The following is a 16,114-nucleotide window of genomic DNA, read 5'->3' on the forward strand; positions in this document are numbered from 1 at the left end:
ATGAAACCAATGAAACTAATATTTGTTCTTGCCGCAGTGTTGGGGCTAGCCGCTTGTCAATCCAAAGTGGAATATGGCGACGCTACAGAAGTCGAAACCGTTAACGAAAACTTCGGCTCTACTGATTTACAAGCTATTGCGGCTAAAATGGTTGATAGCATGATGACCTTCCCACCGGTTGTGGTGATGACTCAAAATAACCGTCCAATTATTTTTGTCGACAAAATTAAAAACAAAACCTCTGAACATATCGATACTGAGTCAGTTACCGACACCATCAGTAACAAGTTACTTCGCTCTGGTAAGTTTCGTTTTATTGACATGACCAAGGTAGATGCCGTTCGCAAACAGCTCGATTATCAAAACAATGCGGGTATGGTTGACCCAACTACAGCGATTAAGTTTGGTCGCCAGATTGGTGCGCAATTTATGCTTTATGGCAACTTATCTAGCATAGTTAAGCAAGATGGCAGCACCAAAGATGTGTACTACAAAATGACCATGCGTTTAATGGACTTGGAAACAGGTTTAATTGAATGGTCTGATGAAAAAGAAATTCGTAAAACTAAGTCTAAGTCTTTCTTAGGTATGTAAAATTTAATTTATATATTATTAAAGCCGACATTCATGTCGGCTTTCTTATATCTGCAACAACTTTTGCTGTGCAACGTTAGGAAAACCATTAAGTGAAATTGCGACACGCCTTTATAGTAAAACTACTCGGTATTTGTGTATCAGCCACGGCAATAACCGGCTGTATGAATACATCGTCAACAACCGCCAGTCTTCGGGACGGCACGCCTTTTATTAGTGAGTATCAAGCCAGTGAACGCGCTCGGGTGATCAGCAATGTTGACTATCAGCTGACCTTTTTTCTAAGTGAACAAAGTCAATTTCGCGCCATATCCACTGTTAATTTCGAATTAAATGGCACAGCAAAAAACCTGACCTTAGATTTAAACCAAGCGAATATCATCTCTATGATAGTTAATGGTTCAAAAATCTACCCTAAATACAATGGCAGCTATATCACTTTAAGCCCGTCGCTGCTGCAATCAGGACAAAATACTATTGCCATTGAGTTTACTCGCGAACACAGCACTAATGGTGAGGGGTTACATCGCTTTGTTGACCCGGTAGATGGCAAAGTCTATTTGTACTCGCATTTTGAACCGGCTGCAGCGCAGCAGATGTTCGCCGTATTTGACCAACCCGATTTAAAAGCCAGTTTCCAGCTTAACGTTCATGCCCCTAAAGATTGGCAAGTGATAAGTGCAATGCGCGAAAGCAGCATTAGCGCACAAGGTAATGATAATGTATGGGTATTTCCCGCATCACCCAAGTTAAGCCCATATAACTTTTCACTACATGCTGGCCCATATCATGTATGGCAAGATGATACAGGCCCGTACCCGATGCGATTATTCTCTCGTCAGTCGGTCACTGAGCAAGTCACTCCACAAGACTGGTTTACCTATACCAAACAAGGGTTATACTTTTTTGATCGTTATTTTGGCATCCCTTACCCATTCAAAAAGTACGATCAAGTCCTAGTACCTGACTTTTTATATGGTGCAATGGAAAATGCTGCAGCGATAACCTTTTCAGAAGATAGATTCTTATTTAACGCTAAAATGACCGCCTCGCAAAAAGAGCGCCTCGCAGGCGTTATCATGCATGAAATGGCACACCAATGGTTTGGTGATTTAGTCACCATGAAATGGTGGAATGGATTATGGTTAAATGAAAGTTTTGCTGCCTTTATGGGCACACTTGCCACAGCAGAAGCGACTGAATTCACTCATGCCTGGCGTACCTTTTATGCATCAGGCAAGCAACGCGCTTATGAGTTAGATTCACTGGTTACCACCCACCCGATTGAAGTGCCTGTAGCCACAACTCAAAATGCCTTTGATAATATCGATGCGATTACCTACCAAAAAGGCGCATCAACGTTAAATCAATTAAGTCATTTACTCGGTAAAGAAACCTTCCGCCAAGGGGTTAAGCAGTACCTTACCGAATTCAGTTATCAAAATGCCCAACTAGATGACTTTATCGGTAGCTTAGCTAAAGCCAGTAACCGTGATCTAAGTCAGTGGACTCAAGAATGGTTATACAAAGCAGGCGTTAACAGCATTAAAGCTGAATACACCTGTGCCAACGGCATGATTAGCGACTTCCAACTGGCTCAGCGCGCCGTAAGCGATGAGTTTCCAACATTACGCGAACAAAAAGTTAAAATTGGCTTATTTTATCAACGCCAACATGGCGTTGAAGAACATCAAACCGCTGTGGTCACCTACAAAGGTGCACGCACTGACGTCAGCGAATTGGTAGGCGCATATTGTCCTGATTTAGTCTATCCAAACCTAGATGACTGGGGCTTTGTAAAAGTTGATTTAGACCAACGATCGATGAATACTGCCAAACAAGCACTCAATAAAGTGCACGATCCTCTATTGCGTTCAATGTTATGGCAAAGCATGTGGGATAGTGTTTTAGATGGTCAGGCCCCGTTAAATGATTTCATTAATGTAGCATTAATTAATGCGCCACTTGAGCAAGATTATACCATTTTAGGTCAAGTGATTAGTAACTTACTGCGCGCCAAAGAAATGCTCGATTTAATGGCTCCCGCCAATAAACAGTATGCAGATAAAGTCAGCCGAGCACTCAGTCAGATGAGCTTACGCATGACAATGGAGCATCATAAAAATAGTGATTTCCAACGTCGTTGGTTCTCCGCATACGTTAGTTTATCAACCCAGTCAGATCCGTTAAAGCACTTGCAGCAACTGTTAACCGGCACCGCTAAAGTAAAAGGCTTAGGGTTAGATCAAGATTTACGTTGGGATATCATTAGACAACTTAATCGCTTTGATTACGGCAACGCCTATGCATTACTCCAACGTGAAAAAATGACCGACACATCTGATTCAGGTGAAAAGGCCGCCCTTGCTGCTGAGGTTATTCGCCCACAAGCACACCTTAAGCGCCAATGGCTAAATACCATTGAACATAGCCAAGCCATGCCGTTTTCTAAACTGCGGGTAGCCATGTTTAACTTGTATCCTGCCGAGCAAAATTTACTCAGTGCCGCTACGGCAGAGCAGCGATTAGCGAATTTAATTGAGTTAGATAAAAAAGGCCCGGTATTTATGCGCAGTTATACTCAAGCGTTAATTCCACGTGCCTGCTCAATTGATAATATTACTATGATAGATCAAGTGCTTAATACTGAAACAGGCTTATCAAAACTGACCCGCCGCGCCTTATTAGAGACCCGTCAAAATGAGTATCGTTGCATCAATATTAAGCAATTAGTCAAACCTCAGTAACTCAAGCTTGTTAATAACAAAGCTTATCAATGAAAATGGCCAGCAATTTTGCTGGCCATTTTCATTTTGTACTAAGCCACTAACGTAAGCTAAAGGTCATCATTACAGGAGCATGATCTGTACTGTCGCTGTCGCGTTCATAATCCGGTCGCACTAAATGACGATCAAATGTTTGGTATTGCTCAATGTGGGCTAAATTTTTCAATTGTTTAGGATCAAACTCACTCGAGACTAAAATATAATCTAAAACTGAGCCTTCACTGCCGTAATAGTGAGTTGCTGGGCGTGATATCGGCAGCTGAATATCAGTATCTTTTACTGATTCAAATTCATCTAAGGCTAAGCTAGCATTTGATTTAGTCGTCGCTTTAAATAATTCATAACTGTCGTAAATTCGAAATTGATTCAGCTCAGCGAGTAATTGTTGCTCGCTCAAACCGGCAAGTTTTTTATCATCAATATCATTACGATACACGCGTAAATTTTGATGAAATGCGGCAAGTAAATCACTGTGTAATTTATCGTTAAAATCCCCCATCAACACAAAGGGCGTGTGTTTTTGATGTTTGCGGATCAACATCTGATGGCACAGAAATGTCGCTTCATTGCCACGCTGAATACTTGACGCCCAACGCCCTAACACTTGTCTTGATATAAAATCGGCGGCGCCCGAAGCACCACTATCAGCTAGGTCATCCTTATCAAAGCCACTTCGCTTGGATTTTAAATGGATCACATAACAATCACAGGGGCCAAACTGCGGCAACTCTACCGTGGCACGCAGTGGCAAGCGGCTAAAATTAAATTGTGACAGACCTAATGCCTGACAAGCTGCCTGATCAACCTCAACATTGGCCATCTCAGTAATTGGATAACGTGATGCTAATGCCACTACCGGATGACGATAAACATAGTCACTTTGCACTTCTGGTTCATCTAATACTGCAAAGTAGTCATAGCCTAATTGCTGGCATAAAGCTTTTAAAGCATCGGGGCTAAAAACCTCTTGAAAACCAATAATATCTGGTTGGTTTTGTTGAATAAAATCACTGATCCAGGCGCATTTTTTACGCCATTGTTCAGTGGAGTAAATATTTTCAAAATCATAGTAGGCATTAGGTGGCGCAATAAAGTTAAATAGATTTATCGATGCGACACTATATTGAATTAAGGCAGCAGGGGAAGATAACAAATTAGTTGAGTTCTTTAGTTCCATAATGGCAAACATCATAGGCGTAAACCCTGAATGTCTCAATAACTTAAAAATACATATATAATATTAAATTTAAAATCATATACTTAAATAAATAAAGCAAATTAAATCGCCTTAATTGTTATTTTTTTGTGAACCAATAAAAAAATCACCCCGTATAGAAAATTCGTCATCTAACCCTATGAGGAATTACAAAATGAAACGGATTTATCCCTTTGCGTTGTGCGTGTCACTTGTTGGACTAACAGCTTGTTCTGATGATGATAACGACGTCGTCGAAGTCACACCACCAGAACCAGTTGCCACATCACATGTGCGTGTAATCCATGCCGGTAGCGACGCACCCAAGGTTAATGTCACTGCCAATGGCGCTGAGTTACTTGCCGATGTGGACTACGCTATGTCCAGTGGTTTACTTGAAGTGACCTCTGCTACCTATAACATTGATGTTGACGCAATTCTTGCTGACGGCACGACAACAACAGTATTAGAAGCAGAATTAGTTGCAGCAGATATGATCGAATACACAGCAGTTGCATTAGGCAAAGTTGCTGATGGCAGCCTTGCAGTAAAACTTATTCAAAACCCAATGGCCGATATTGCCACTGGTTATGCTCGGGTACAGGTGCTTCATGCTACACCTTCTGTAGGTTTAGTTGATGTTTATGTAACAGCTCCTGATGCAGATATTAGCAATGTATCGCCAACGCTATCAGCTAATTACATGGACGCTAGCCCACAGCTTGAAGTTGCAGCAGGTGACTATCAAATTAGAATCACAGCGGCTGGCATGAAAGATGTCGCATATGACTCAGGCACAGTTGCCTTAGGCGATATGCAAGATTACTTTATTAGCGCGATCCCAAATACCTGGTCAGGTTCATCTCCTGTTGCATTGCATGTTGCGTTAACTGAAGGCCAAGCAATACTTAATGATGTTAACAGTGGTGCAGACCTGCGTGTCGTACATGCTGTAGCGGATGCACCTGCCGTTGATGTATTTTTAGATGGCGCAACAACACCCGCTGTTGATATGTTAGCGTTTGGTGAGATAGCGGGTTACTTGAATGTACCCGAAGGCGCGCATACAGTAACAGTTGCCGCTGATGCTGATAACGCTGTAGTGGTAATAGATAATGCAGCTGTAGATTTAGCCTTAGGCATGAGCTATAGCACTTTAGCGATTGGCTCGCTAACCAGCAACGCTATTGAACCATTGGTATTAATGGACTCAACACGTCGAGTGGCAACTGAAGCTAAACTCACAGTAACCCACGCAGCCTATTCTGCGCCTGAGGTCGATATCTACCTGACCGCATCGGCAGACATTAGTGAAGCGACTCCAGCCCTAGAAGATGTTCCATTTAAAGCATCATCAGGCAGCATCAGTGTTGTTCCAGGTACTTACACTATTAGTGTCACTGTAGCTAATACTAAAGATGTCGCTATTGGTCCATTAGAAGTAACATTAGATGCCTCTGGTGTTTATGGCGTTGCCGCAGTTGATAATATTGGTGGAGGTGCACCATTTGGAGTGATCCTTTTAGATGACTTCACCGTAATGTAATTTGTTATACCCATTTAATCTCCGTAAACCCTTTACGGCTTATCTTTAACCCGGATAAGCCGTTTTTTTATAATGGGGCATATTCAATGTTCAAATTATTAACTATATTGATATTCGTACTAGGATGTTTTGCAAGTCAATTAGCTATAGGGAAAACTAAGGTGGAATTACAATTTGCCGATAGCCATCATATTAAGTCTATGAACATTAACAATGACACTGTAATGGGTGGGTTATCATCTAGCCATGTGAATAAGTCGAAACAGTCCGTTGATTTTTCCGGCTTAGTCTCATTAGACAATAACGGCGGATTTGCTTCAGTTGAGTTCGTCTTATTAACGGAACTTGAACAGGCAAGCGTGTGTAAGTTAATTGTTAAAGGTGATGGTAAGCGTTATCAACTGCGCTTTAAAACGGCTGACTTACAATATGGTGAAGCGTATATTGCCGAATTTACTACCCAGAAAGATCAAATAAGTGAGCATGTTTTTAAGGTCGATGACTTTCGAATTGGCTTTAGAGGACGAACAGTTCACAATGGTCCCGCATTAAACTTGGCAAAGATAAACAGAGTCGGCATTTTGATCGCGGATAAACAGCAAGGCCAATTTGATATCGCTTTACACTCAATTTCATTTCAATAAATTAGGAGCATGCAGCAAATGATCCAAGGCATTATCTTTGATCTCGACGGTACTCTTGTAGAATCTAGCCTAGATTTCAGCCTTATTCGGCAACAAATAGGCTGCCCTGATGATATTGATGTATTGAAACATGTGGAGTCGCTGGGCAGTAAAGAGCTTCAAGACAAAGCTAACCAAATCATTATTGAACATGAAAACCAAGATGCCCGAACCGCTAAGGCATTGGCTGGCATGGCTGTACTGCTTAGTTTTATTGAAAGACAACAAATCCCCTGTGCCATTGTCACCCGCAATAGCAAGGCGGCGAGTGAACTAAAGCTCACCCAAAACAAAATTAATATCGACACAGTACTAACTCGCGAATGCTATCCCGCCAAACCCGCCCCTGATGCACTTATCGCTATTGCGACACAATGGCAAATTGAGCCCAAGCATATTATGTATGTAGGTGATTATTTATATGATATTCAAGCGGCCAATAATGCCGGTATGATTGCCTGCTTTATCAATCATGGTATTGAAGCACATTACCAACATTTATCCGATATTATCGTTAAAAGTCTCGATGAGTTATTAACCATTATTAAGCAATATCGCTTAAAAAAAACGCCTTAATAGGCGTTTCATTTATGGTTATTTTGAGTGCTAATTACATAAAGTCGCATATCTCAGCTAACGATTTTTTATCTAAAGCATGGGTCGGTACTGTCGCATCTTCTGCAGGATAACCAGCAACAATTAACATATAAGGTCGTTCATTATCATTATCGCGACCGCATACTTTAGATAAAAAACTCATCGGTTTAGGCGTATGAGTCAGCGTACCTAATCCAGCATGATGTAACGCTTGAATTAAAAAACCTGTCGCTATACCCACTGATTCGTGAACATAATAATTACTCTTTTGTTCGCCTTCTTCCTGCTTACGCTTTTGGCTAAACACCGCGATCAACCAAGGCGCATGTTCTAAATAAGGTTTACTGGCATTAGTACCTAAAGGCTTTAATGCATCTAACCACTCCTCACCTGCACGTCCAGCATAAAATGCTTGCTCTAATGCTTCTGCCTGCTGGCGAATTTGCGCTTTTATCTCAGGGCTTTGAATGGCGACAAAATGCCAAGGCTGGTGATTAGCGCCATTAGGCGCCGTGCCTGCGGCTAAAATACATTGTTCAATGATTGCTTTGGGCACCGCGCGATTTGAAAATTTTCGAATTGAATGCCTGCGCTTAACTTCATGATAATTTTTTTCAGCCCGATGAAGCATCTCATCCTGCGAATATTCTATAAAGTCGCTCAGTGACAAATGATCGTCTGACATTATCGTTCCTTGAGTCATGATAAAGATTGTTTTATTAACAATAAGACTATGCCACATCTATATCATAAAAAGAAAATTGTCATTTTCAACGCGATCCATGTATTGCAACTCATCCATTAGCTGGATACAGTGCTGTAATGATTTTTATAAGGATGTAACACAATGATAGCAGCCATCATAGGTGCAACCGGATTGGTCGGAAAGTCTTTACTCGAGTTGTTATTAGATAGCGATAAATATCAAAAAGTATATGTTTTAGGGCGTTCACAACCGCACATAACCGCGCATCACTTTGGTGAAGAAAAGCTACACTATATTGCCTGCGAATTAGATGAATTGCATGAACTGAGTTTACCTGAGCCTATCGATCATGGTTTTTGCTGTTTAGGCACCACCATAAAACAAGCAGGAAGCCAGCAAGCGTTTATCGAAGTGGATAAATTAGGTGTATTGGCTTTTGCTAAACTGCTTAAGCGCCAATCACACCCAACGCTAGTGCTTCAGGTCATGAGTGCATTAGATGCAAATCCAAAATCTAGCGTGTTTTATAACCGTGTCAAAGGTGAAATGGAACAGGAGCTATGCCAATTACATTTACCCCATGTACAAATTTTTCAGCCTAGTTTACTCATTGGCAAACGCGCAGACAGTCGGACACTGGAACAGATTGGTCAGTGGTTATTTAACTTAACTGGCTTTTTGTTTATCGGCCCACTTAAAAAATATAAACCTATCAATGCACTACAAGTTGCACAGGTCATGGTCAATTCAGTACAACAGGCATCTAAGTCGGTTAGTATTATTAATAACCATGACATGCATAATCAGCATTAAGGCTATCTATAATCAATATCGAAGCTATCTATAATAAATTTGAAGCCATACATAATAAATTTGAAGCTGTACATAATAAACAGTGAAAACGAATAATTTGCTCAAGATTGTCTATACTGTTACGAAAGCAAAAAATATAAAGTAAAACATGAACACTCAATAACTTTGGAGATAGCAATGAGCGATAAATTACTCACCCTTGAAGAAGTCTGTAAAATTTTAGATAAAAGCCCTGCAACGATTAAGCGCTATGCCAGAGAAAATTTGTTATCGAGTCATCAAGATGGTGATGAACTGACGTTTCCAGAGGGAGAAGTGATGCGTTATTTAGACTTCTCAAAACGCCTAGGCTAGTTTTTACCCTAACGTTTAGACTTACTATCACGCTAAATATCAGGCAAAGAGATAAACCAATCACTAAAAAAGGGAAAGCAATGCTTTCCCTTTTTGTTATCTAAACTGAGTTAACTTAATCACCAAAGTCATCCAGTAAAATATTTTCAGATTCAACCCCTAAACTTCCAAGCATACTAATGACAGAAGAGTTCATAATTGGCGGACCGCACATATAGAACTCACAATCTTCCGGGGCTTTGTGATTTTTAAGATAATTTTCAAATAACACATTATGAATAAAGCCTGTGTAACCGGTCCAATTATCCGCGGGGAGTGGTTCAGATAACGCCACATGCCATTCAAAATTATCATTTTCAGCCGCTAACATATCAAAATCTTCCTGGTAGAAAATTTCACGTTTAGAGCGAGCGCCGTACCAAAAAGTCATTTTACGATCGGTTTTAACCCGTTTTAATTGATTAAAAATATGCGATCGCATTGGCGCCATCCCCGCACCACCGCCGACAAATACCATTTCAGCATCAGTTTCTTTAACGAAAAACTCACCAAATGGGCCAGAAATAATCACCTTGTCACCGGCTTTTAAATTAAAAATATACGATGACATTTTACCCGGTGGTAAACCTTCCGACGGTGGCGTAGCAATACGCACATTGAGCATTATACGGCCTTTCTCATCGGGGTAATTCGCCATTGAATAAGCGCGTAATACCTCTTCATCAACCTTTGATACTAGCTTGAATAAATCGTATTTATCCCAGTCATCACGGTATTCGGCAGGAATATCAAAATCGGCATAGCGAACTTCATGCGCTGGCGCTTCAATTTGAATATAACCGCCCGCTTTAAATAGGACTTCTTCGCCGTCAGGTATTTTAAGTAATAGCTCTTTAATAAAGGTCGCTTGGTTATTGTTAGAGATAACATCACATTGCCACTTTTTAACACCAAAGATTTCTTCATCGACCTCAAGTTCCATATCACTGCGCACAGCAACTTGGCAGGCTAAACGACAGCCTTCTTTGGCTTCTTTTTTAGTAATATGGTCAAGTTCAGTGGCCAGAATATCACCGCCACCCGACTTCACTTTTACCCGACATTGACCACATGTTCCACCACCGCCGCATGCTGATGGAATAAAAATCTGATTACCTGCTAATGCGGCAAGTAATTTATCACCCGCAGGCGTGCGCACGGTTTTAGACGCATCATCATTAATACTAATGGTTACTGCGCCTGTGTTCACTAACTTACTTTTGGCGACTAAAATCACCATGACTAACAGGCTTACTACTATGGTAAACATGCCAATACCAATTGCCATTTCCATTAAATGCACCTTCTTATTAATCTGTCATTCTGCTGTGAGGAATTCATACTCTGCTTCCCAATGCCTTACAGCGTAATGCCAGCGAAAGACATAAAACCTAATGCCATCAAACCTGTGGTAATAAAGGTAATCCCAATACCTTGCAAACCTTCAGGAATAGCGTTGAACTTCATCCGCTCACGCAGCCCAGCTAATAGCACAATTGCCACCGCCCAACCCACCGAGCTGCCCGCGGCAAACACGATTGATTCAGTTAAGTTGTAATCACGGTTAGCCATAAAGATAACCCCGGCAAAAATGGCACAGTTGACCGTTAGCAAAGGCAAGAAAATCCCTAGGCTTTGATACAGGGTGGGAATGTATCTTTCTAAGAACATTTCCAAAATTTGCACCAATGCGGCTATCACACCAATAAAGGTAATGAGCTGTAAATAGCTGATATCTAAGTCAGCCATTCCAGCCCAGGCTAACGCGCCAGGGGCCAGTACATTGACATAAATCAGTTGATTAATCGGCACAGCCAACATCATCACCACGATAACGGCAATACCTAGGCCAAATGAGGTGGACACTTTCTTCGATACCGCTAAAAACGTACACATACCTAAGAAGAATGACAGCGCCATATTGTCGATAAAGGCTGCTTGGATAAATAAATTAATATAGTGTTCCATGATTATCCTCGCTTACGTTGAACAACGTTAATCGCCCAAATCATCACGCCAATTAAGAAAAATGCACTGGGTGGTAAAGTGAACATTTCGTTAGGTAAATACCAACCACCGTTCGCTACTGTGGTCAATATTTCATGACCAAACAATGAACCACGTCCTAACAGTTCGCGCACAAAGGCAACACCAAGCAGAATAACGCCGTAGCCAATGGCATTACCTACCGCATCGACAAACGCAAGATGCGGTGGGTACTTCATCGCAAATGCTTCAGCACGGCCCATAATGATACAGTTGGTAATGATTAAGCTGACAAATACCGATAACTGTTTCGACAGCTCATAAGCGACATCTTGCAGCACCATATCAACGATGATCACTAATGACGCGATAACGGTCATTTGAGCGATAATTCGCACACTGTTGGGAATAAAGTTGCGAATGGTTGAAATAATCACATTGGAAAAAACCAACACAAACGTTACCGCTAAAGTCATCACCAATGCAGTTTGCATTGAGTTACTGACCGCCAACGCTGAACATACCCCTAACACCTGCATGGCTACTGGGTTATTGGCAAAAATCGGCGAAGTTAATATGTCTTTTGTTGAAGTTGACCGACTCATTTACTTCTCCTCCGCTTTAGCAAAACGGTGAAGAAATGTTTGGTATCCTTCAACGCCAAACCAAAACTCAACCGCTTTTTGTATGCCAACACCAGTACGTGTTGCACCAGAAACACCATCAACACCATGTACATCACCGGCTTTGGCGCCGCCTTTGACAACCTTAATCGCTATCTTGCCTTTGGCGTCAAACAGCTTCTTACCTTGCCATAGCGATGTCCAATCTGGATCAGTTACAAAATCGGCAATACCGGGTGTTTCACCGTGTTCATAAAACACAATATTCTTAATGGTATTAAGATCAGGTTCGACCGCTAAATAGCCATACATCATCGACCACAAACCTTTACCGTAAATAGGCATGACAATGCTGGTTAACTCGCCTTGGGCATCGAACACCTCAAAAATACGTATTTGATCGGCACGGCTTTTAATTTTGGCGGTATCTTTTTTCGGCTTACTAGAGGTTTCTGGATTAATCGCCGCCATGCGGCTATCAAAATCTAACAGATTCTCCTGTTCGATATACTCACCGCTTTCTAAGTCGACCAATTTAGGCTGCACACGCGTTGTAAACAACTCTCTAAAGTCGGCAGAACTATTGGCAATACCAGCCGCGTTTAATACAAACTGCTTCACTTCATCACGTTTTTTAACTAACTTTCTTTCTTTTAAAATTTCGGCAGTGCCGGTGATCATAAAAGAACACACTAAACTCAAACTAATAATGAAAACCATGGTTCCCATCACCGAATCTTTTTTAAAGGCCATGGCGTTTTAGTCTCCGTTTGATGTTGGCTCTCGCCACCAGATAATCGAATAACGGTGCCCATAAGTTGGCAAATAAAATGGCTAACATAATGCCCTCTGGTAACTTGACGTTGAGCACTCGGATCAATACCGTCATAAAGCCAATCAGAGCACCATAAGCGTATTTGGCATTGCGGGTATAAGAGGCCGTTACTGGGTCGGTAGCCATAAACATCATCCCCATCGCAAAACCGCCAGTGACCAGATGCCATGTCCACGGCATAGTAGCCATGGCATTTTTAGCCGGGCCAAAGAGGTTAAATATAATTGCGGTGGCAATCATACCAAACATCACCCCAGCAACCACTCGCCAGTCAGCCACACGGGTCATCAGCAAAATGCCGCCACCCAGTAATATCGCTAAGGCACTGGTTTCACCAATCGATCCCACAGTGAAGCCAAAGAAAGCATCCCACCATAGCGGATCACTTAATGCCCCAATCCAACTTACATCAGCAAAGCTGAGTTTATTGGCCGCAGCAAGCCCTAAGGTTGTCGCCCCTGAATAGCCATCTACCGCAACAAACTGACTTATTGCAGCCACTTCTGTTGGATAGGCGAAATAAATAAACGCATAACCTGCTAAGGCCGGGTTTAAGAAGTTATATCCCATGCCGCCAAACATCTCTTTGGCAACAATAACCCCAAAACTGATGCCTATCGCCATAATCCACAGCGGGGTAGAAACAGGCAGGATAAGTGAAAATAGTAACGCGGTGATAAAGAAGCCTTCATGCAGCTCTTGACCACGCATTCTGGAGAATATGACTTCCCAGAACAGGTTAACGGTCAACGCAGTAAGATAAAAAGGCACGTAAAAACTCGCGCCATAGGCAAATAAACTTAATATGCCAGACTCAGCAGTTAGGCCTGAAAATAGCATATTGAAAATGGCTAAATGCCAAGTATCAGGTGCACTAGCACCTTCAATAATAGCCAGTTGGGCTTGTAGGCCAATGTTGTACATACCAAAAAATAATGCTGGCAATAAACACATGCCAACAATATGCATGGTACGTTTTACATCAATGGCGTCACGTACATGAACCTGCCCCTTGGTGCTACGACCGTGGGCAATCCATAAAGAGCGTAAGTACTTGCGCATCGAATCGCCGTGCTCATAATACTTGTCTTGGGTCGACGGTTTCTTAATAGGCTTACTCATTAACCTTCCCTCTCGATAATATCTAGGCAAGCACGTAATTCTTTACCAAAGTCATACTTTCCAGGACAAACAAAGGTACATAACGCGAGATCTTCTTCATCTAACTCCAACGCACCTAAAAGCTGTGCTTCATCGGTATCACGTACCACTAAATCACGAATAAGTAAGGTGGGGAGAATATCTAAAGGCATCACACGGGCAAGCTGGCCAAACGCCATCATCGCGCGGGCTGAACCACCAGCATGGGTGGTAAAATCGAACAATTTTTTGGTACGACTAAAGCCCGACATCATGATGCCAGTGAGACTAAATTTGCCTTGATCGTTTCGCACCCAGGGCAGTAATTCATGTTTGTCATCTTCAGACAGCGCACAAATCTGGTTATGAAAACGACCTAGATAATCGTAGCTACCCTCTGCAGTGTGGCCATTTAGCACGCTGCCAGACACTATGCGTGAACGAACATCCTTAATTTTACCCGCCACAATCGGACTTAATTGAGCACCTAATTGGGTGCGAACCAAACGCGGTTCAAGCACATTAGGGCCCGAAAAAGCCACCACTCGGTCGGTATACAGTTCACCATTTAAAAATAACTTACCGAAGGCAATAACGTCTTGATAGCCCAAATGCCACACAGGGCGCTCTATGCTTGCTGGCAGAATAAAATGAATGTGAGTACCCACTAACCCAGTAGGATGAACACCATTAAATTGATGAATAGACACCTTAGACAATTTAATGGTGATATCGTGATTCAATAAGGGCGCGTTATCATCCTGGCACAGGTACACTTTGCCTTCGGTTAAATAGGTAAGCACTTGCAAACCGGCAACAAAAGCCTCCGTTTGCTCAGAAATAATAATACGAGGGTCAGCGGCAAGCGGGTTACTGTCCATTGCAGTAACAAAAATACCCGCAGGTTGGCTGTCTAATTGCGGTACCCGCGAAAATGGCCGGGTACGTAATGCGGTCCACAGGCCACTATCGACAAGGTTATCAACCACAAGTTGGCGATTTAGCTGATTAAAGTCATCATAACGCGCAAAGCTTTTAGCTTGTTGCTGTTCATCACACTCAATTACAACCGCCTGTAAAACGCGTTTTTCGCCACGATGGATTGCGCTAACCTTGCCGCTAGCAGGTGCTGTAAATTTTAGCCCAGGGGTTTTCTTGTCTTCAAACAGCGCTTGCCCTTTAATAACATTGTCACCCACCTCAACTAACATGGTCGGTTTTAAGCCAACATATTCTTCACCTAATAAAGCCACTGTTGTGACTTTTTCACCGTCAAACACTTGTTGAATAGGCAGACCCATAATAGGTACATCCAAGCCGCGTTTAATGGTTATTATCTGGTTTGAAACCCCTGCCATTATCATCACCATCAATAAAAATTCGATGAGCAATTTTAAATCTTTGTAAACGCTAATGTATGAAGCAAGATCACACTAATGAGGTATTCGGTAATTTTAAAACATGATATCCGGTAGCTATTGTGAAGCAGATCACTACAAGGAGGGCTAAGCACAAACAAATGTTATTTTTACTACAAAAATAACATTTGATGTTAGCGCTTAAGTAAGAGCTTAAGTAAGCGCTTGAAACTAGGCATGACTAAAATGACATAAAAAGCCTATATATAAGTTAGCTAGCATGCTTAAAAAATGCTAAAAACACATACTCCAATAAAACATATATAAATTTATATATATCAAATTATGTATATAAGATAATATTCCATAAGACACTTTAAAACCAAATCAGATATTCAATGTCTTACCAATATTTAGGTCGAGCAACTGAAAATATCAATCTCTTTATATGAATAAAAACTAAGGCTAACAATGATTTACCCAACTCAATTTTTTAAATGTTTAGCCGACGAGACGCGACTGCGTTGCCTAATGCTTATTCAACATGAAGGAGAATTATGTGTTTGCGAGTTGACCGAAGCATTACAAGAAATTCAACCCAAAATTTCACGAAATCTAGCTCAACTACGTAAATGTGGTCTCCTAATCGATCGCCGTCAAGGTCAATGGGTGTTTTACCGTATTAATGCTGATTTACCCACATGGAGCCAGTTAGTATTAAGCGAAACAACTCTCCACAATGCACTGTTTCTAGAAGAAAACCTCAGTAATCTATGCCGAATGGGCGGACGCCCTGAACGTCTAAAAGCTTGCTGTTAATCGCTAAATAAAATGAATTGACCCAAACAAACGTTCACCA

The 16,114-nt window shown here is 41.6% G+C and carries 16 protein-coding genes; 8 read left to right on the forward strand and 8 right to left on the reverse strand.

Annotated elements, in window-relative coordinates; all coding sequences use genetic code 11:
- The gene (lpoB, locus tag ACRWQL_RS06600) at positions 1 to 594 is read left to right on the forward strand and encodes a penicillin-binding protein activator LpoB (protein ID WP_226410971.1); all 594 of its coding nucleotides are present in this window, start codon (positions 1 to 3) and stop codon (positions 592 to 594) included.
- A 164-nt stretch (positions 595 to 758) separates the two neighbouring features.
- On the forward strand, positions 759 to 3,341 hold the full coding sequence (gene pepN, locus ACRWQL_RS06605) for an aminopeptidase N (RefSeq protein ID WP_434953345.1): 2,583 nt from the start codon (positions 759 to 761) through the stop codon (positions 3,339 to 3,341).
- A gap of 79 nt (positions 3,342 to 3,420) precedes the next feature.
- Here the strand turns inward: pepN and ACRWQL_RS06610 are convergent, their stop codons facing one another.
- The gene (locus ACRWQL_RS06610; RefSeq protein ID WP_434952826.1) at positions 3,421 to 4,572 is read right to left on the reverse strand and encodes an endonuclease/exonuclease/phosphatase family protein; all 1,152 of its coding nucleotides are present in this window, start codon (positions 4,570 to 4,572) and stop codon (positions 3,421 to 3,423) included.
- A gap of 178 nt (positions 4,573 to 4,750) precedes the next feature.
- On the opposite strand from ACRWQL_RS06610, the gene ACRWQL_RS06615 reads away from it, so the two are divergent.
- The 3 genes from ACRWQL_RS06615 (at position 4,751) to ACRWQL_RS06625 (ending at position 7,380) form a co-directional block, all read left to right on the forward strand.
- Positions 4,751 to 6,121, forward strand: coding sequence for a DUF4397 domain-containing protein (locus tag ACRWQL_RS06615; protein ID WP_434952827.1), 1,371 nt, complete (start codon positions 4,751 to 4,753; stop codon positions 6,119 to 6,121).
- A 161-nt stretch (positions 6,122 to 6,282) separates the two neighbouring features.
- Positions 6,283 to 6,765, forward strand: coding sequence for a CIA30 family protein (locus tag ACRWQL_RS06620; RefSeq protein WP_434952828.1), 483 nt, complete (start codon positions 6,283 to 6,285; stop codon positions 6,763 to 6,765).
- Positions 6,766 to 6,783: 18 nt separating this feature from the next.
- The gene (locus ACRWQL_RS06625) at positions 6,784 to 7,380 is read left to right on the forward strand and encodes an HAD family hydrolase (protein WP_434952829.1); all 597 of its coding nucleotides are present in this window, start codon (positions 6,784 to 6,786) and stop codon (positions 7,378 to 7,380) included.
- A gap of 34 nt (positions 7,381 to 7,414) precedes the next feature.
- On the opposite strand, the gene ACRWQL_RS06630 is transcribed toward ACRWQL_RS06625, so the two are convergent.
- Positions 7,415 to 8,086, reverse strand: a complete 672-nt coding sequence (locus tag ACRWQL_RS06630) for a nitroreductase family protein (RefSeq protein WP_434952830.1) — start codon at positions 8,084 to 8,086, stop codon at positions 7,415 to 7,417.
- A 162-nt stretch (positions 8,087 to 8,248) separates the two neighbouring features.
- On the opposite strand from ACRWQL_RS06630, the gene ACRWQL_RS06635 reads away from it, so the two are divergent.
- On the forward strand, positions 8,249 to 8,920 hold the full coding sequence (locus ACRWQL_RS06635) for a nucleoside-diphosphate sugar epimerase (RefSeq protein ID WP_434952831.1): 672 nt from the start codon (positions 8,249 to 8,251) through the stop codon (positions 8,918 to 8,920).
- 177 nt (positions 8,921 to 9,097) lie between these two features.
- Positions 9,098 to 9,274, forward strand: a complete 177-nt coding sequence (locus tag ACRWQL_RS06640; protein WP_188840795.1) for a helix-turn-helix domain-containing protein — start codon at positions 9,098 to 9,100, stop codon at positions 9,272 to 9,274.
- Positions 9,275 to 9,389: 115 nt separating this feature from the next.
- On the opposite strand, the gene nqrF is transcribed toward ACRWQL_RS06640, so the two are convergent.
- The 6 genes from nqrF to ACRWQL_RS06670 form a co-directional block, all read right to left on the reverse strand.
- On the reverse strand, positions 9,390 to 10,607 hold the full coding sequence (gene nqrF, locus ACRWQL_RS06645) for an NADH:ubiquinone reductase (Na(+)-transporting) subunit F (RefSeq protein ID WP_434952832.1): 1,218 nt from the start codon (positions 10,605 to 10,607) through the stop codon (positions 9,390 to 9,392).
- A 65-nt stretch (positions 10,608 to 10,672) separates the two neighbouring features.
- A complete protein-coding gene (gene nqrE, locus ACRWQL_RS06650; RefSeq protein ID WP_226410980.1) occupies positions 10,673 to 11,281 on the reverse strand; it encodes an NADH:ubiquinone reductase (Na(+)-transporting) subunit E in 609 nt (202 codons plus the stop codon).
- Between the two features lie 2 nt (positions 11,282 to 11,283).
- Positions 11,284 to 11,904 carry an NADH:ubiquinone reductase (Na(+)-transporting) subunit D gene (locus ACRWQL_RS06655; RefSeq protein WP_434952833.1) on the reverse strand — a complete coding sequence of 207 codons (621 nt, stop codon included), beginning with the start codon at positions 11,902 to 11,904 and terminating at the stop codon, positions 11,284 to 11,286.
- Positions 11,905 to 12,675 carry a Na(+)-translocating NADH-quinone reductase subunit C gene (locus ACRWQL_RS06660; RefSeq protein WP_226410982.1) on the reverse strand — a complete coding sequence of 257 codons (771 nt, stop codon included), beginning with the start codon at positions 12,673 to 12,675 and terminating at the stop codon, positions 11,905 to 11,907.
- On the reverse strand, positions 12,665 to 13,879 hold the full coding sequence (locus tag ACRWQL_RS06665; protein ID WP_434952834.1) for an NADH:ubiquinone reductase (Na(+)-transporting) subunit B: 1,215 nt from the start codon (positions 13,877 to 13,879) through the stop codon (positions 12,665 to 12,667). Before ACRWQL_RS06665 ends, ACRWQL_RS06660 begins: the two co-directional genes overlap by 11 nt.
- Positions 13,879 to 15,255, reverse strand: coding sequence for a Na(+)-translocating NADH-quinone reductase subunit A (locus tag ACRWQL_RS06670; RefSeq protein WP_434952835.1), 1,377 nt, complete (start codon positions 15,253 to 15,255; stop codon positions 13,879 to 13,881). The genes ACRWQL_RS06665 and ACRWQL_RS06670 overlap by 1 nt, the downstream gene beginning before the upstream one ends.
- Before the next feature lie 471 nt (positions 15,256 to 15,726).
- On the opposite strand from ACRWQL_RS06670, the gene ACRWQL_RS06675 reads away from it, so the two are divergent.
- The gene (locus ACRWQL_RS06675; RefSeq protein WP_434952836.1) at positions 15,727 to 16,074 is read left to right on the forward strand and encodes a metalloregulator ArsR/SmtB family transcription factor; all 348 of its coding nucleotides are present in this window, start codon (positions 15,727 to 15,729) and stop codon (positions 16,072 to 16,074) included.
- Positions 16,075 to 16,114: the final 40 nt, after the last annotated feature.

Origin of the sequence: Shewanella sp. HL-SH4 (genome assembly GCF_051164845.1) — a bacterium.
GTDB classification, from domain to species: domain Bacteria; phylum Pseudomonadota; class Gammaproteobacteria; order Enterobacterales; family Shewanellaceae; genus Shewanella; species Shewanella glacialimarina.

What these genes read in the sequence shown, in the direction of transcription:
- ACRWQL_RS06660 (WP_226410982.1), bottom strand. Translation starts at nt 12,675, where the DNA reads ATGGCCTTTAAAAAAGATTCGGTGATGGGAACCATGGTTTTCATTATT.
- nqrE (WP_226410980.1), bottom strand. Translation starts at nt 11,281, where the DNA reads ATGGAACACTATATTAATTTATTTATCCAAGCAGCCTTTATCGACAAT.
- lpoB (WP_226410971.1), top strand. Translation starts at nt 1, where the DNA reads ATGAAACCAATGAAACTAATATTTGTTCTTGCCGCAGTGTTGGGGCTA.
- ACRWQL_RS06610 (WP_434952826.1), bottom strand. Translation starts at nt 4,572, where the DNA reads ATGATGTTTGCCATTATGGAACTAAAGAACTCAACTAATTTGTTATCT.
- ACRWQL_RS06625 (WP_434952829.1), top strand. Translation starts at nt 6,784, where the DNA reads ATGATCCAAGGCATTATCTTTGATCTCGACGGTACTCTTGTAGAATCT.
- pepN (WP_434953345.1), top strand. Translation starts at nt 759, where the DNA reads ATGAATACATCGTCAACAACCGCCAGTCTTCGGGACGGCACGCCTTTT.
- ACRWQL_RS06630 (WP_434952830.1), bottom strand. Translation starts at nt 8,086, where the DNA reads ATGTCAGACGATCATTTGTCACTGAGCGACTTTATAGAATATTCGCAG.
- ACRWQL_RS06635 (WP_434952831.1), top strand. Translation starts at nt 8,249, where the DNA reads ATGATAGCAGCCATCATAGGTGCAACCGGATTGGTCGGAAAGTCTTTA.
- ACRWQL_RS06675 (WP_434952836.1), top strand. Translation starts at nt 15,727, where the DNA reads ATGATTTACCCAACTCAATTTTTTAAATGTTTAGCCGACGAGACGCGA.
- ACRWQL_RS06665 (WP_434952834.1), bottom strand. Translation starts at nt 13,879, where the DNA reads ATGAGTAAGCCTATTAAGAAACCGTCGACCCAAGACAAGTATTATGAG.
- ACRWQL_RS06655 (WP_434952833.1), bottom strand. Translation starts at nt 11,904, where the DNA reads ATGAGTCGGTCAACTTCAACAAAAGACATATTAACTTCGCCGATTTTT.
- nqrF (WP_434952832.1), bottom strand. Translation starts at nt 10,607, where the DNA reads ATGGAAATGGCAATTGGTATTGGCATGTTTACCATAGTAGTAAGCCTG.
- ACRWQL_RS06670 (WP_434952835.1), bottom strand. Translation starts at nt 15,255, where the DNA reads ATGGCAGGGGTTTCAAACCAGATAATAACCATTAAACGCGGCTTGGAT.
- ACRWQL_RS06615 (WP_434952827.1), top strand. Translation starts at nt 4,751, where the DNA reads ATGAAACGGATTTATCCCTTTGCGTTGTGCGTGTCACTTGTTGGACTA.
- ACRWQL_RS06640 (WP_188840795.1), top strand. Translation starts at nt 9,098, where the DNA reads ATGAGCGATAAATTACTCACCCTTGAAGAAGTCTGTAAAATTTTAGAT.